The organism is Gemella sp. 27098_8_149 (assembly GCF_041433745.1).
Classification (GTDB): Bacteria; Bacillota; Bacilli; order Staphylococcales; family Gemellaceae; genus Gemella.
On sequence record NZ_JAPWCB010000016.1, the window covers coordinates 1 to 16330 of the forward strand.

The following is a 16330-nucleotide window of genomic DNA, read 5'->3' on the forward strand; positions in this document are numbered from 1 at the left end:
AAAGAACCGGCAGAGATGCCGGTTCTTTTTTGTACAAGATTTGTCTATTATTTGTTAAGTGTTTTTTATTTTATAAAAGATAGAAATACCTATTAGTAATATTAGAGAAAGTAGGAAATTAAAAGTAACAATATATTGAACAGAATATATCTTTAAAAAATAACTAGAAGACACTAAGATGATTATTGCCGATATTCTTGAGAGACTTGATTTCATTGAAGTTAATGAGCTAATGTTTTGGATTGTTACTCTATTTGCAAAATTATTAGTTAATATATATTCAATAACTGTGAAAACCAAGACGCTATATGTATAAAGGAGTAGGGCCACATAAATATTAGATACATGTAAAAATAATGGTGGTACGATAGAAAATATTAGTAAGAATTTTAGGCGGTTTTGTCCATTATTAAAATTTAGAATTGGAACAGAATAGGCTAATATTGCTAATACTTGAAATAATATATATAGAATATATAGTTTGCTGCTGCTCCAACCTTTTTCTAAGAACAATGCTTGCCATAATTGAAAGTGAGTTTGGAAAAACACTTGATTTACTATACTTAGAATAAATAGTAATTTTAATTCTCTGGATTTTTTAAGTTCATATATACTAACTTTTACCTGTTGTTTTAGAGAAGAGTTCTCTCTAAGCATTGGTGTACTGTATTCTTTAAAAAAGATAGAGATTATTAATATGGATAAGAAACAAAGAACGACTGATAGAAAATAAAATTTCAAACCATAATTAAAATATAAATATGATCCCAATAGACTGCCAATAATCACCGCTACTAAGGAAAATTGATTAGATAATTTTATAAATCTATTAATGTGTACCTTAGAATTATTTTCTTTTTTTATATCATTAATGATGGTTGCTTCTATTGTACCGCTATTAATCGACTCAGAAAACCCATATAGGAACCAGATAAAACAAATGAGATAATAATTATGACTGTAATAAATTAAAAGACACATTATCAATAACATGACGTTTGATAGAATATATAGTTGTTTACGAGAATATAAGTCAGCCCATAATCCACTCGGGATTTCAAATAATAATATAGCTAAACTATACATAGCCTGAACAACTGCTATATTAGCAATAGTTAGTCCCTTTTCGAATAATATTAAAGTTAAAATCGAGTGAGGTAATGCTTTTGTTAGTGAAATCAGTATTATTGAAATATAGTACACTAAAATATTTTTCTTTAATAAATTAGTCATTATAATTCACCTTCGAACAATATTTTGCAATTTTTGCCAATAGTATTTGAAATTTCTAGTTTTTCGAAATTTCTATTAGAAATACCTAATCTTTTATTGGAAATAGGGGATTCTACTAACAAATATTTGGAGTAGTTTGAAAAAAATATATTATTTATCATAAGTAACCACCTCGTTTTATATATTAAAACAATATTAGCATTAGATAAAGAAAAAGTCAACAAAAATATTAAAATAAGCATAAAATATAAAACTAAAGTATTTAAAAATACAGCGAAATATTCGTAAAGAACTAATTATTAAAAAGAATGATTGTATAATATGAGAGTATGTGTTATTATATTTTTAATGGAAATATAATAGTATATATTTAGGAGTTGTTATGAAAACTAGATTAGCTAATTTAATTAAAACAAAACGTAAAGAGTTAAAGTTGTCACAGAAGACGTTGGCAGAAGGAATATGTACGCAAACTGTTATTAGTAGGATAGAGAAAGGAGAAATAACTCCATCAGTTGATATATTTTTTAAAATCATAAAAAAACTTTGTATACCAATGGAAGACATAGCAAATCTATTTTCTTTAGATATGACGAATGTAAAAGATTTATCATTTGATTTCTATGAGCTAGAAGAAATGTTAGTAAAAAGAGATTATAAAACCTTATCAGTTTTGGTGAAATCTATAAATTTAGAATCATTAAATAAAGAAGAATTATTACATGTACAGTGGTTAAAATCTATTTTACTGTATCAAATAGAACGTAAACTGGATGTTGCTATAGAAAAGTTGGAATCTCTTAGAGAAAAAGTTGAAATAGGCTCTCTTTTATATTGTAAAATCTGTAATACTTTGGGGAATTTTCATTCAGAAAGAGAAGATTTTTTAAGTTCTAAGAAATATTATGAATTGGTATTACCTTATCTTGATGTTATTAAAGGAACAAGTTTTGAACAACCTTTCTATTATTCAATATCAAGGATTTATGGAATGATACAACAGCTAGAAGAAGCTACTAAGTGGAATGCACTAGCTATCTCAAGAGCTTTAAGTATTAAATCATTTTATATGTTAGGTGATAATTATTTTTTACAATCAAAATTATTCGAAGAGCAGAAATTAATAGACAGTGCCATAGATTCATGTAATAAGGCTATAAATATTTTTATGCTAGAAAATAATGAGTATATGAAGGGACTGACGTTATCATATCTATCAAAGTTGAAGGAGAAAGTGAGCGAAGAAATTCTATAGATTCTGATTAATTATTGGAGTGATTAAAAATTTATGATCTCGTAGAACTAAATTTTATCGAATCTCCCTGCAAAGTTTATTAGATATCTAAAAAGCTTTTATATAAGCGAATTTAGATATCAATAAACCACTGTGTCTATGAGTTATAATGCACACTTTTTTAAATTTAGACCTTTTGGGTCTGCCACTGTGTTTAATTATTTCTATTTTCAAATTATTCTATAATGATGTAAAACAATCCAGAATTAGCTTTAAAGCTATACTCTGGATTGCTTTATATATTTTAGTATTTCTCCAATATTTCACCTCTTACCGCTGAGATAAGGTAAAGTGAACCTGTAATTAGAAGAATTTCATCATCTTTTAGATTTGGGATAATATTGTTTAAAGCAACTTCATAATTATCATATTTAGTAACATGAGTATCGCCAAAACTTTTTACTAGATTATCAAGATTTGATTCTTTAATCTCGATTGGAACTTTAGTTGCTGAGAATTCAGCTGGAATAGTTTTTAATTTTTCAATCATGTCTTTATAATCTTTGTCTTCAAGAATACCAAGTAGAATCTTCAATTTAGGGAATTTTTGCTTATCTAGGTAAGCTACTAAACTATCAATACCATCATTATTATGCGCGCCATCTAGAAGGATATTTTCACGGATCCACTCTAAACGTCCTACCCAAACTGATTTGCTTAGAGCTTCTTTTATAATTTTATCTTCTATATCAATAATATTGCGTTTTTTCAGGTTAGATAGTGCTTCTAAAGCTAAAGATGCGTTAAAAATCTGGTGAGCACCGACCATTTTTGTAGAATAGTCTACACCTTTATATGAAAATTCATTACCCCTAGCTTCGATTTTATTTACAACAATATCACCTTCGTTTAAAATACTTAAGCTAGCATTTTTTTCTTCACAAATGTCTCTTATTACATTTATGACACCTTTAGAAGCAGGATAAATTAGAACATTATCATTTTCTTGAATAATTCCACCTTTTTCATAAGCAATCTTTTCAAGAGTATCTCCAAGAATAGCAGTGTGATCTAGGCCGATTTTTGTAATAATAGATAATACTTTTTCTTTAAAAATATTTGTTCCATCATATCTTCCGCCAAGACCAACTTCCATAATAACGAAATCTGTTTTTTGATCTCTAAAGTATAATAGAGCCACACCAGTGATAAATTCAAAGAATGACAGTTTGTCACTTGGATCTGGATTATTTTGATCATAAGTTTCTTGAACCAATTTAAATAATCGATAAGCTTCTTTATATGAAATAAAATCATCATTAACACGAATTCTATCGTTAAAACTCAGCATACCAGGACTTGTGTATAATCCAACTTTATACTTAGTTTTTAAGACATCCTTTAAATAAGAACAAGTAGATCCTTTACCATTAGTACCGGCAACATGGATTACCCTAAGATCTTTTTCAGGGTGATCGAAAAGCTCAAGAATATGTTCCATTCTATGAAGACCCAGTTTCATACCAGTACGTTCAATTTTATACGATGAAGTAATAAGAAGTTCTTCACAAACACATTCAATTGCATAGTTTACAACTTCATCTTCATCTAAAGTTAGAAGTTTTTCAGCAAGTTGTTCTAAATTTAACTGACTGAAAAGTGCTAATATGTTATTTTTATCTTCTAAATTATTTTCTATTAAATATTTCTCAAATTTCATTTTACAATTCAAATTCATAAATAAACACCAACATTTCTAATAATATACACTTAATTTTATAATGATAAAGATGAATTGTAAAGAATATAATTTTGGTGATTTTAATGGAGGGATTTAACTAGGGACTGTTCCAAAAGTTCTAAAATTTAACAAAGTCAATAAGAGAATTCATAGACGCAGTGGTTTATTGATATCTAAATTCGCTTTATAAAAGCTTTTTAGATGTCTAATAAACTGTGTGGGGGTGACTCTACAAAATCTTGTTTCTTAAGAAATCAAGATTTTTGAGTCACTCCCAATACAAAAAAGTGCGTACTTTAATTTTAATTCTTAGTATGCTAGTATAATTAGTGAAGAAGTTAGAGATAAAAAAGGAGAACAACATGATAGCAATAACAGGTGTAACAGGAAAATTAGGTGGAAGAGTAGCAAAAGTTTTAAGTGAACGAGGGATAAATACTGTTCATATTGCAAGAAATCCTATGAAAGCTAAGAAATACAGTAATGCAGAAATAAGAAAAGCAAGTTACGAGAATAGTGAAGAAAGTCGAGCAGCATTAACTGGAGTAAAAACATTATTAATGGTATCAGCGAAGGAAAATGCTAAAAGGGTAGAAGAGCACATTGGATTTATAGACGCAGCTAAAACAGCAGGAGTAGAACATATTGTATATATTTCATTCTATAATAATAAGGAAGATGCGACATTTACTTTATCACGAGATCACTATCAAACAGAAAAATACATAAAAGAACAAGATTTACAATATACATTTCTTAGAGATAATTTTTATTTAGATTTCTTTTTAGATATGTGTTTGGAATATGGAGAACTTCGAGGACCAGCAGGAGATGGTTTAGTATCTGCAGTAGCACGTAAAGATGCTTCGGATATGGTAGTAGCAGTTATGTTAAATACAGAAGAATATAAAAACAAAGTATTAAACTTAACAGGACCACGAAATTTATCGATGAGTGAGATTGCTGAGATTGTTAGTAAAAAAATAGGTAAGGAAATCACATATTACAATGAAACAGTAGAAGAAGCCTATAAATCTCGTCAAAAATGGGAAGCGGAACAATGGGAATATGATTCATGGGTAAGTACGTATACAGCTATAGAAAAAGGTGAACAAGAAGGAGTTTCACTAGATATAGAAAAAGTATTAGGTAGACCAGCAACATCAATAGAGCAACTTTTAGAGGAGTATATAGTCTAGAGATTTAAAATAGAGACAAGGTGACAATGTATAACAAAGTCACCTTGTCTCTATTTATTGTTTTTGAAGAAATCATCTTCATTTTGTTCACTATGAGAGAATCGAATTATTATAATCCTATTATTTAGAGAATCGATAGAGTAATAAAGAATATATTGCATAACTAAAGCTTTTCTAATGTGAATATTATTTATATATTTATTTTGAATTAATTTATAACTATTCGGAAATAAACATATATTGCTTAATGTTAATCGAAGTTTTTTTAAAAAGTTTTTAGTTGCTGTAGGGCTAGCTACGGTAAATTCAAGGTAAGATAGGATATCATCAAGATCTTTTTCTGCATGTGAAGTAAATTGATATTTATACTCCATATTTTTTCTCTAAATTCGAAAGAACCTTTTCTCCATCGATAAGTTTATTGTCTTTGATATCTTCAATACCTTCTAATAATAGTTTAGCTTCTGATAACTCCTTATCAGCTGATAATTTTAAGTCAAAAGGGATTCCATTTGCTCTAATAGTAGCTCGTAAAAATAAATTAACAGCTGTTGTCATACTTAATCCTAATTCAGAATATATTTTATCTGCATTTTCCTTAATAATTCTATCTGTTCGTATATTTAGATTGGTTGTTGGCATAATATCACCTCTTTATTTGATTATACCATTTCTTCGTTTATTGTCAACACAAACAACGAAAATATAAGAGGGAATATATCTATTATATAATTGAGTTTAAATAATAATGAAAATAAAAATTTTAATTACATTTTAATTTCATTCTAAAGTTCATGTAAGGTAAGTGGGATATAATATAAACATAACAAAACTTAATAATATTTTTTTCATAATATATGGCTCGTCGAAAGATGGGCCTTTCTCCATTTCTGGGAATTATTTTCAAAATTTTTCAACTTTAATTTCATTTTAATTATAGTCTAAAGTTCATGTAAGGTAAGTAGGATATAATATAAACATAACAAAACTTAATAATATTTTTTTTCATAATATATGGCTCATCGAAAGATGGGCCTTTCTCCATTTCTGGGTAGTATTTTCAAAATTTTTCAACTTTAATTTCATTTTAATTATAGTCTAAAGTTCATGTAAGGTAAGTGGGATATAATATAAATATAACAAAACTTAATAATATTTTTTTTCATAATATATGGTCCATCGAAAGATGGGCCTTTCTCCATTTTCAGAATAGTTTTCAAGTTATTTCTTGAATCTCTACCTCAAAGTGCTATAATATTATTTATGAAAAAAACATCAGTTAATTTATTAGAAGGTCCGATTTTACGGGCGATGATTGCTTTTGCGATACCGATTATGATAGCAAATATTTTTCAGCAACTCTATAATACGGTAGATATTATGATTGTTGGTAGATTCCTTGGAGAAGAATCCCTTGCTGCTGTTGGAGCTACGGCTGCGATATTTGAACTTGTGGTTGGTTTTGCATTAGGTATAGGAAATGGTATGGGTATAGTTATTGCTCGGCATTATGGTGCAGGAAACTATGAGAAGTTAAAGAGTGCTGTAGCTGCCACTTTTGTTATAGGTGGAGTTTTGAGTATTGTGATTGCTGTATTAGGTAATTTTACTTTATATCCATTACTAAAATTATTAGGGACACCAAGTAATATTATTACTCAATCTTATGAGTATAGTTATCTTATAGTAGTATTTGTAGGTGTTACTCTTGCGTACAATTTGTGTGCGGGACTACTTCGAGCAGTTGGAGATAGTAAGGCTGCATTATATTTCTTAATTTTTTCAGCAATTATTAACACTGTATTAGATATATATTTTATTGCATATTTACATATGGGTGTGCGTTCGGCTGGAGTTGCAACAATTATCTCACAAGGTATTTCTGCAGTATTATGTTTTAACTATATTCGTAGAAAAACACCATTTCTAATTCCAACAAAAAAACATTTCACATGGAATAAAAAACTTTATTCTGATTTATTTAGTCAAGGTTTGGCAATGGGACTTATGTTTTCCGTTGTTTCGATTGGTACAGTAATCTTACAAACGTCGATTAATGCTTTAGGTCCAGTAATTATTAGTGCTCAGACGAGTGCTAGAAGAATAATGATGTTCGCACTGCTTCCAGTAGGATCAATGAGTGCGACTATAACGACTTTCACATCGCAAAACTTTGGAGCAAGACAGTATAGTCGTATAGTTAAAGGATTACGTAAAGGTGCGCTTGTTACGATAATTTGGTCAGTCTTCATCTGTATTACGCTATTTTTCGCAAGTCCATATTTAAATGAACTTATCACGGGAAGTAATGATGAAGAATTAATTTACCAGGCTTCACTATACCTTAAGATTAGTTCTGCATTTTATCCATTTTTAGCTATACTTTTAGTATTAAGAAATGCTCTTCAAGGTTTAGGTCAAAAGATGATGCCACTGGTTTCAAGTATTATAGAAATGCTAGGGAAAATATTATTTGTAATATTTATTATTCCAAGTGCAGGGTATTTAGGAGTAATATTTGTTGAACCTATTCTATGGGTCGTAATGGCTGCTCAGTTGTATTATGCATTTAGAAAAGAACCAGTTATTCGTTCATTGAAGAAAAAGAGTGAATAGAGAATTAGAATTAGCGTCCAAGTGATAAGATATAGAAGTAATGGGGCTGATCTAAAAGTCCTAAATATTAAAAAGTGTATATGATAACACATAGACGCAGTGGTTTATTGATATCTAAATTCGCTTTATGAAAGCTTTCTAGATATCTAATAAACTGTGCGGGGGTGACTCTAAAAAATCACGATTTTTGAGTCACTCCCTTTTTTACTGCAAACCCCATAGTCACGTGATATAATAGTAAGGTATTTAAAAATAATCGAAAAGGTGACAGAATGAATAAATTAAAACAATTATTAAATGAAAAAAAATATTTAATTATGGGGATATTGAACTTTACTCCAGATTCTTTTTCGGATGGGGGAGATTTTTACGATGTGGAAGCTGCGATTGAAGGTGTTCGTAAGATGATATCTGAAGGTGCGGATATTATTGATATCGGTGCGGAATCGACTGGTCCAGGTTCGACTGTAGTTAGTGAAGAAGATGAACTTGCTAGACTGCAAAGTGTATTTCCAACTTTAAGAAAAACATTTCCTGATGTGTGCTTTAGTGTTGATACATATAAACCTAATGTAGCTGAATACATGATTGAATCAGGAGTAGATGTACTAAATGATGTAAATGGAGCAAAAGGAAGTACTATGGCAGAAGTAGCTGCTAAACATGATATTCCAATCTTCATTATGCACAATGGTGGTGTAGAAGAAGGGAATGAAATCGAACAAGTTGTACGTGAACTTGGTGAAAGTGTTGATATTTGTCTAAATGCAGGTGTGAAGAAAGAAAATATTATTGTTGATCCTGGAATGGGATTCGGTAAAACTGCAGAAGCTAACCTAGAAATTACACGAAAACTAGAGTTACTTAATTCATTAGGCTGTGAAATCTTATATGCGGTGAGTAGAAAGAGAACTACAGATTATGTACTAGGTGGAAATAGTAATCCGAAAGATAGAGATATAGTAAGTGCTACTTTATCATTAGAAGCGGTAAAACGAGGAGCTAGAATGGTGCGTGTTCATAATGTAAATGTTATGAAAGAAGCCCTAATAACTTATGAAATAATTAATGGCTAATCTAATAGAAGGAGGTTAAAATGAAGAATACATTTGTTTATAATAATCATTTAGAAGCGAAGAAAGTTCTTAGTACGCTTGAGAGTGAATTAGAAACATGCGATGAATTTATTTTCAGTGTGGCGTTTATTTCTGAGAGTGGTTTAACTAGTTTACTTCAAACTTTGAAGAATTTAGAAGAAAAAAACATCCGTGGAAAAATTTTAACGACGAATTATTTATATTTTAATACTCCTAAAGTATTAGAGAAATTATCTAATTTTAAAAATATTTCTCTAAAGATTTATGACTGTGTAGAAAATAAGCATGGTTTCCATACTAAAGGTTATTTATTTAGACGAGATGACTCATGGAAAGTGCTGATGGGAAGCTCGAATTTAACGAGTGCTGCACTTACGATAAATAAAGAATGGAATACTTTTGTTGAGGGAGATAGGGCTTTAACGGAAAATATCTTAGATGAGTTTAATAGCTTATGGAAGAAAGCCAAGTCTTACTCTGAAATAAAAGATAAGTATGTCGAAGAATTCGCTAGTAATAAGATTGAGACGGTTACTAAGAAAATTATTTCCGAGGAAATTAAACCGAATAAGATGCAAAGGAGTTTTATAGAAAATTTCGAAAAACTTCGTAATCAAGATAACAAAGGGCTTCTAATTTCTGCGACAGGAACTGGTAAGACGTTTGCGGCTGCTTTTGCGATGAGGAGTATAGATGCTAAGAGATTGTTGTTTATCGTTCATAGGGAACAGATTGCTCGTCAGGCGCTGGAGACGTTTAAGACTATTTTTGGAACTAGCCGTAGTTATGGTCTTCTTACAGGTAAAGAGAAAAATATAGAAGCGGATTTTATTTTTTCTACAGTTCAAACTATGTCTAAAGAAGATATTTTTAAGAGTTTTAATGATACTCATTTTGATGAAATTATAATAGATGAGGTACATAGGGCAGGAGCGGATAGTTATCTAAGATTGATGGATTATTTCAAACCCGTATTTTATCTAGGAATGACGGCGAGCCCTGATAGAACGGATAGTTTTAATATTTATGAATTGTTTAATAATAATATTGTCTATGAAGTTCGTCTTAAAGAAGCGATGGAAAATTCACTATTATGTCCGTTTCATTATTTTGGTATTAGTGATTTAGAGGTTGATGGTAAGGTTATTGACGAACTGAGCGATTTTTCAAATTTAGTATCTGATGAACGTGTTGAACATATTATAAGTAAGATCAATTATTATGGTTATTCAGGAGATAGGGTAAAGGGTCTAGTTTTCTGTTCATCGAAACAAGAAGCTAAGGTACTTAGTGAGGAGTTCAATGCGCGTGGATATAATACTACTAGCTTAACAGGTGAAGATAGTCAGGAACGACGCGAACAGGAGATTGCTAAGTTAGTTGCGAATGATGGAGAGAAGCTAGATTATATATTTACCGTAGACATTTTCAATGAAGGTGTAGATATTCCTGAGGTTAATCAGGTAATTATGTTAAGACCTACTCAAAGTTCAATTATCTTTATTCAACAACTAGGTCGTGGTTTGCGAAAATCTGCGGATAAGGACTTTGTAGTAATAATAGATTTTATCGCAAATTACAAAAATAACTTTTTAATTCCTGTAGCTTTATCTGGAGATAATAGTTATGACAAAGATACCGTAAGGAAGTTTTTATCTCAAGGGACTAGGTATATTCCTGGAACGTCGACTATTCATTTCGATGAAATCTCTAAACAGAGAATTTATAGTGCGATAGACAATGTGAAGTTAAACACGTGGTTATTTGTTACTGATGAGTATAATAAGCTTAAAAATAAACTAGGAAGAATACCTACGTATTTAGACTTTGAGGACTATGATGCTATAGATATTAGAAAGATTTTCGAAGTAGCTGGAAGTTATTATTCATTTTTAACTAAGAAGGAAAAACAGTTTGAATATAGTGGGAAACTGACGAAGACGGCAGAGAATATGCTGAACTTTGTTTCTACTAATTTAATCTTGAGTAAAAAAATAGAGGAACTTATAATTCTACGTTTGTTATTAGATGATAAGAAGTGTAGTGTTCTTACAAATTTTGAAGAAATAATGTTGAAAGACTACAATAAGTTTATCGCTGACTATGAATTGGATGTCAGTAGGAAGATACTTACTAACAATTTCGTAACTAGTAGCGTCACTAAGAAGAAGTTTCATGATTGTATATTTTTAGATGAGAGTTCAGCTGAGATAAAAATGTCTAAGGAATTCGAAGAACAGTTACAATCAGAGATCTTTAGGGAATTATTATTAGATTTGGTAGATTATGGAATTTACAGATATAATAAATATTACAAGGATAATTTATACAAAGATACTAATTTTGTATTGTATGAGAAATATAGTTTTGAGGATATTTGTAAATTATTCTCATGGGGCATAAACTACGTGCCACTAGCTATAGGTGGTTATAAATACGATGAAAGAACGAAGACTTTGCCAGTGTTTATTAACTACGATATTGATGAAAATTCATTTAACCGTGATTACACACATGGATTTTTACCGGATAATGGATTTACTTCGATGTCGAAGCCGAGAAGAAATTTAGAATCGAAAGAGTGCGATTATTTCTATAATGATGAAACAAAAATCTGTCTATTTATGAGGAAAAATAAAGATGATAAAGATGGTGCACGAATATTTTATTTCCTAGGTGAGATGAAGACAACAGGAGAGCCTAAATTAGTAGCTAGAGAAAGAAGCGGAGATACTGTAATCCAATTCTTCTATAAAATACAGACACCAATTCGTGAAGATATGTATGAATACTTCACGAGGGATAGGATATAAAAATAATACATTAAGAGTAACTAAAGTGAATTTGAGTTCTAGAAAATTAGGGGTTCATTTAGTTGCTCTTTTTATTAATTGTGGTGAAAATAAAGTTGAATGATAAATATTTTAAATTTTCAAAAAAAAATATATAATTTATTGAAAATTCGCCACTGCTAATGTAAAATAGAGCTAATATAGGAGGTGATATTCAATGAATATTTTCTTGAAAAACAAACTCTATAGGTTATTCACTGTTTCATTAGCTTTTGGGAATGCAGGGAGGACGTTATTTGATATTGCGTTTATTATTTACGCGACGAGTTTACCGAATCCAGAATTAGCCGTAAGTATAGTATCAATAGCCACTACATTACCTTATATTATCTCGTTTATCTTAGGATATGTCGCAGATCAGACAAAAGATAAGTATGATAGAATAATGTCTACTAGATTTTATCAGTTTTTATTATTTTCATTATTCGCTCTGGTGTGTATTTATGGAATACAATGGTGGATTTTTATTGTATTAGTATTTGTGAATGTAGTTGCAGATATTCTAGGTGGGTATAACAGCTATTTATCAATGTCGATAAATACTAGGTTAGTGAGTAAAGAACAACTTAGTGAAGCATTGGCATTTATCAGTTCTATAAACAATACAATCTCACTTGGAGGGAAAGCTGTTGGAGTATTCGTTTTAGGTCTTTTAAGCTATAATTATTCATATTTTGGAATGTTGAATGCAGCACTATTCTTAATAGCATTTTTAATACTGGCAAAATATAAAAATACGATGAAAGATGAGATCGGTAGTTTTAAAGTTGAGAATAAAGAGAAGGTAAGTACTAAAAGATTTTTAAAGGATACTATTGAAAACTTTAAAATACTTCGTGAGATAAAGAAAATATATAATTTTGTTATACTATTTTTAGGGATGAATTTTTATTCATCCGCAATGTTCGCCTTACTTTTAGTAATTTTAGTAAAAAATGATAGCTTATTATTTGGAAATGTAGCTTATACTATTACTTTATTAGAAATCGTGGAAGTACTTAGTACAATTACAGGAGGAGTCTACCAAATTAGTTTTTATAAAAACATGAGTTTAAGGAATAATGCTATATTAGAAATAATTTTATTCATTATGTATGTAGGAAATCTATTGATATTGCAAAATAAATTTATACTTGTTATTTTAACTATAGTAATAGGTTACTTCGCAGGAATATCAAACCCGAAACTAGATGCATTGATTTTACAATCAGTACCCGAGGAAAAACAAACTTCGATATATAGTATTTTTAGTACGATAATTACTATTTCTGTCCCAATAGGAACAACGGTAATACTATTTTTCGCTAATGCAATTAGTGCATCGTTTGCTCTGTATAGCTTATTAATACTATTAATTTTAGTCTTAGTATATTCATTTAGAGTTAAAGAGTAAATTTTTAATATTCCCTTAGAGTTTTCTAGGAGGATATTTTATTTTTCGTGTTAAGTGGGGGATGTATTGAATAAAAAAGAGAGTTCACAGGGGAATTTTTTAGTATAAAAAGTAATGAAAAAGTTCCGTAAAAATTATTCCAAAAAAATTTTCAAAAAATATAGTTATTAGTTGATTTTTATTTTTATACTTGATATAATAGTCGCTAGAGTAATTTTATTACTCCTTACTCTCTAATAGATTAGAGAGTCGCAAAGACCAAAAGGAGGTAACACACACATGAGAAAATATGAAGTAATGTTTGCTGTTCAACCACGTATCGATGAAGAAGCTAAAAAAGCTGTGGTTGATAGATTCGTAAATATTCTTTCAGAAGGTGCAGAAGCAGTAGAAGTTAAAGATTTAGGTAAAAAACGCCTTGCTTATGAAATCGAAGACTTCAGTGATGCTTACTACTATGTAGTAGAATTAACTTCAGCAACAGATGCGTCTACAAAAGAATTCGATCGTTTAGCAAAAATTAGCGATGACATCATCCGTCACATGGTAGTAAGATTAGAAAAATAAGAGGTGAAATACTATGGTAAATCGTGTAGTATTAGTAGGTAGATTAACTAAGGATCCAGAATTGAGATATTCTAGTTCGAATATTCCAATGCTTTATTTCTCAGTAGCTGTAAACAGAACATTCACTGATCAAAATGGTCAGAGACAGACAGACTTTATTAACTGTGTAGCTTTTAGAAAGCAAGCAGAAAATATGGCGCGTTTCTTAGGACGCGGAAGTCAAGTTTCAGTTGAAGGTAGAATACAGACTAGAAATTATCAAGGTAAAGATGGGAACACAGTTTATGTTACTGAAGTAGTAGCAGAAAGTGTTCAATTCCTTGAATCTAAAAACAGCTCACATAGTAGACAAAACAATGGTTTTGACTCAATGAGTTTTAATCAACCTCAATCACAACCAGCGTATAATAACAATAATCAAAATTATTATAACAACAATACTAATCAAAACTTTGGACAAGCTAATTCAGCTATGCAAGATTTTATTAATGACAGTTCATCATTCTCTGATTTTGGGGAAAACTTCCCGAGTAATCTAGATGATGACTTCATGCAGGATGTAGTAAATCCGTTTAAAGAAGACTAAAATTACATAGGAGGACATGCACAATGGCAGTAACTAACAATCGTCGTAACAACATGCGTCGTCGTAAAAAAGTATGTTATTTCACTAAAAATAACGTAGAATTTATCGACTACAAAGATGTAGAATTACTTAAAAAATTCATTTCTGAACGTGGAAAAATCTTACCACGTCGTGTAACAGGTACTTCAGCTAAGTACCAAAGAATGTTAACTACAGCAATTAAAAGAGCTAGACACATGGCACTTTTACCATACGTAGTAGACGAAAAATAAGAATAAAAGTGAAAAAGATGAGCTTAGGCTTGTCTTTTTTTTGTGCTTTGATATAATAATAGGTGAAATATAGTAAAAAATATCGCTTATGACAGGGGGAAAAGTGATGGAATTAAAGAGATTAAATGAAACAAAAGTATTAAAAGACCCAGTCCATAGTTATATTCATATTCATTATGAAGTAATTTGGAATTGTCTTGATAGTAAGGAGTTTCAAAGATTACGTCGTATAAGACAATTAGGGGGAGATTTTCAAGTTTATCCAACAGCCGAACACTCTAGGTTTTCTCATTCGCTAGGTGTTTATGAGATTGTTAGAAGAATGGTTACTGAAGTTAAGTCGCTTTGTGTTGAATTAACGGAATATGAAAAAGTTTGTGTGATGCTTGCGGGACTTTTGCATGATGTGGGTCATGGGCCGTTTTCTCATGCATTCGAGCATGTTACTAATCATAGTCATGAGGAATATACAGCAAAAATAATATTAGGGAATACTGAACTTAATTCAATTTTACGAGCTGTTTCTGATAAGTTGCCACAAGATATAGTCTCTATTATTCAACATACTCATGAAAATGATATTCTGAATCAGATCGTGTCAGGTCAACTAGATGCTGATAGAATGGATTATTTATTGCGTGATTCTTATTTTACAGCTACGAGTTATGGACAGTTTGACCTTGAAAGAATATTGCGTACAATGCGCGTAAGGAAAACAGCTGAGGGAAGAAAGGTAATTGTCGTTAAATATACTGGTATTCATAGTGTAGAGGATTATATTATGGCGAGATACCAAATGTACTGGCAGGTTTATTATCATCCTGTAGCTAGAAGTTATGAGGCGGTATTTATTCAACTATTTAATAGATTGAAGGATATTTTCAAAGTTGATAAAGATTATTTTGAAGATATGAAGGTGTTGATTCCATTCTTAGAGAAATCTGAAGTGAGTGTAGACGAATATTTTAAACTGGATGAAAATTCATTATTATATTGTTGTGCTCTTATTCAAGATAAAGAAGACAAAATTGCTGCTGATTTAGCAAGAAGATTACAAAACAGAAAATTATTTGAGTATGTGGATTATAATGAAGAAAATTTAGCTCAGATAAAAAATATGCTTAAGGAAAGTGGTTTAGATGAACGCTATTATTTAAGGATTGAGAATATAGAAGCTAGTGTTTATAGTCCGTATAAAGGTAGAAAAATTTTAATTGAAAAATTAAATGGTGATATAGTAGCATTAGAGAAAGCTAGTACTATAGTAGAATCTATAACTAAAGGTCAGACTAAGAAAGAGGGAACTATATTTTTCCCGAAATAAAATAAAAGATCAAGGTAGTTGGTATGGTAAGAATTTATTGAACCGATTATCTTGATTTTTAAATTTTATTTGCTTATAAATTACTCTTGAATACTTCTCTTTTAAATTGTCAGAAAATGAAAAGGCTTTAATTTACTATTGATTTTAATTTTCTGAAATGATATAATCTTATTTAAACAATAACATAATAAATTTAACAACAAAGGAGAGATGTAA

At 30.0% G+C, this 16330-nt stretch carries 14 protein-coding genes; 10 read left to right on the forward strand and 4 right to left on the reverse strand.

The genetic code is table 11. The annotated features are described in order from the left end of the window. Positions 1–54: 54 nt before the first annotated feature. Positions 55–1233 carry an MFS transporter gene (locus O3801_RS06920; protein ID WP_294683227.1) on the reverse strand — a complete coding sequence of 393 codons (1179 nt, stop codon included), beginning with the start codon at positions 1231–1233 and terminating at the stop codon, positions 55–57. 382 nt (positions 1234–1615) lie between these two features. Between O3801_RS06920 and O3801_RS06925 the strand changes: the two genes are divergently transcribed. After that, entirely contained in the window at positions 1616–2488 is an 873-nt protein-coding gene (locus tag O3801_RS06925) for a helix-turn-helix transcriptional regulator (RefSeq protein WP_294683228.1), read from the forward strand. 283 nt (positions 2489–2771) lie between these two features. On the opposite strand, the gene O3801_RS06930 is transcribed toward O3801_RS06925, so the two are convergent. Further along, complete coding sequence (locus O3801_RS06930; RefSeq protein ID WP_371454495.1) at positions 2772–4187, reverse strand: bifunctional folylpolyglutamate synthase/dihydrofolate synthase; 1416 nt, start codon at positions 4185–4187, stop codon at positions 2772–2774. Between the two features lie 383 nt (positions 4188–4570). Between O3801_RS06930 and O3801_RS06935 the strand changes: the two genes are divergently transcribed. Beyond that, entirely contained in the window at positions 4571–5407 is an 837-nt protein-coding gene (locus O3801_RS06935; RefSeq protein ID WP_294683230.1) for an SDR family oxidoreductase, read from the forward strand. A 50-nt stretch (positions 5408–5457) separates the two neighbouring features. On the opposite strand, the gene O3801_RS06940 is transcribed toward O3801_RS06935, so the two are convergent. Next, positions 5458–5781: a type II toxin-antitoxin system RelE/ParE family toxin gene (locus O3801_RS06940; protein WP_294683231.1), complete on the reverse strand. Its 324-nt coding sequence runs from the start codon at positions 5779–5781 to the stop codon at positions 5458–5460. Further along, on the reverse strand, positions 5771–6049 hold the full coding sequence (locus O3801_RS06945) for a type II toxin-antitoxin system RelB/DinJ family antitoxin (RefSeq protein WP_294683232.1): 279 nt from the start codon (positions 6047–6049) through the stop codon (positions 5771–5773). The genes O3801_RS06940 and O3801_RS06945 overlap by 11 nt, the downstream gene beginning before the upstream one ends. A gap of 621 nt (positions 6050–6670) precedes the next feature. On the opposite strand from O3801_RS06945, the gene O3801_RS06950 reads away from it, so the two are divergent. The 8 genes from O3801_RS06950 to O3801_RS06985 all read left to right on the forward strand — a co-directional run bounded on the left by O3801_RS06950 (position 6671) and on the right by O3801_RS06985 (position 16114). After that, positions 6671–8023 carry an MATE family efflux transporter gene (locus O3801_RS06950; RefSeq protein WP_483299483.1) on the forward strand — a complete coding sequence of 451 codons (1353 nt, stop codon included), beginning with the start codon at positions 6671–6673 and terminating at the stop codon, positions 8021–8023. A gap of 272 nt (positions 8024–8295) precedes the next feature. Beyond that, on the forward strand, positions 8296–9099 hold the full coding sequence (gene folP / locus O3801_RS06955; RefSeq protein WP_294683233.1) for a dihydropteroate synthase: 804 nt from the start codon (positions 8296–8298) through the stop codon (positions 9097–9099). Positions 9100–9119: 20 nt separating this feature from the next. Further along, positions 9120–11933 carry a DEAD/DEAH box helicase gene (locus O3801_RS06960; RefSeq protein ID WP_294683234.1) on the forward strand — a complete coding sequence of 938 codons (2814 nt, stop codon included), beginning with the start codon at positions 9120–9122 and terminating at the stop codon, positions 11931–11933. A gap of 196 nt (positions 11934–12129) precedes the next feature. Next, entirely contained in the window at positions 12130–13365 is a 1236-nt protein-coding gene (locus O3801_RS06965) for an MFS transporter (RefSeq protein WP_294683235.1), read from the forward strand. A 279-nt stretch (positions 13366–13644) separates the two neighbouring features. Further along, entirely contained in the window at positions 13645–13932 is a 288-nt protein-coding gene (gene rpsF / locus O3801_RS06970) for a 30S ribosomal protein S6 (RefSeq protein ID WP_003144346.1), read from the forward strand. 13 nt (positions 13933–13945) lie between these two features. After that, the gene (locus tag O3801_RS06975) at positions 13946–14518 is read left to right on the forward strand and encodes a single-stranded DNA-binding protein (protein ID WP_294683236.1); all 573 of its coding nucleotides are present in this window, start codon (positions 13946–13948) and stop codon (positions 14516–14518) included. A gap of 23 nt (positions 14519–14541) precedes the next feature. Beyond that, on the forward strand, positions 14542–14790 hold the full coding sequence (gene rpsR, locus O3801_RS06980; RefSeq protein ID WP_003144201.1) for a 30S ribosomal protein S18: 249 nt from the start codon (positions 14542–14544) through the stop codon (positions 14788–14790). Between the two features lie 106 nt (positions 14791–14896). Further along, positions 14897–16114, forward strand: a complete 1218-nt coding sequence (locus O3801_RS06985) for an HD domain-containing protein (protein ID WP_294683237.1) — start codon at positions 14897–14899, stop codon at positions 16112–16114. Positions 16115–16330: the final 216 nt, after the last annotated feature.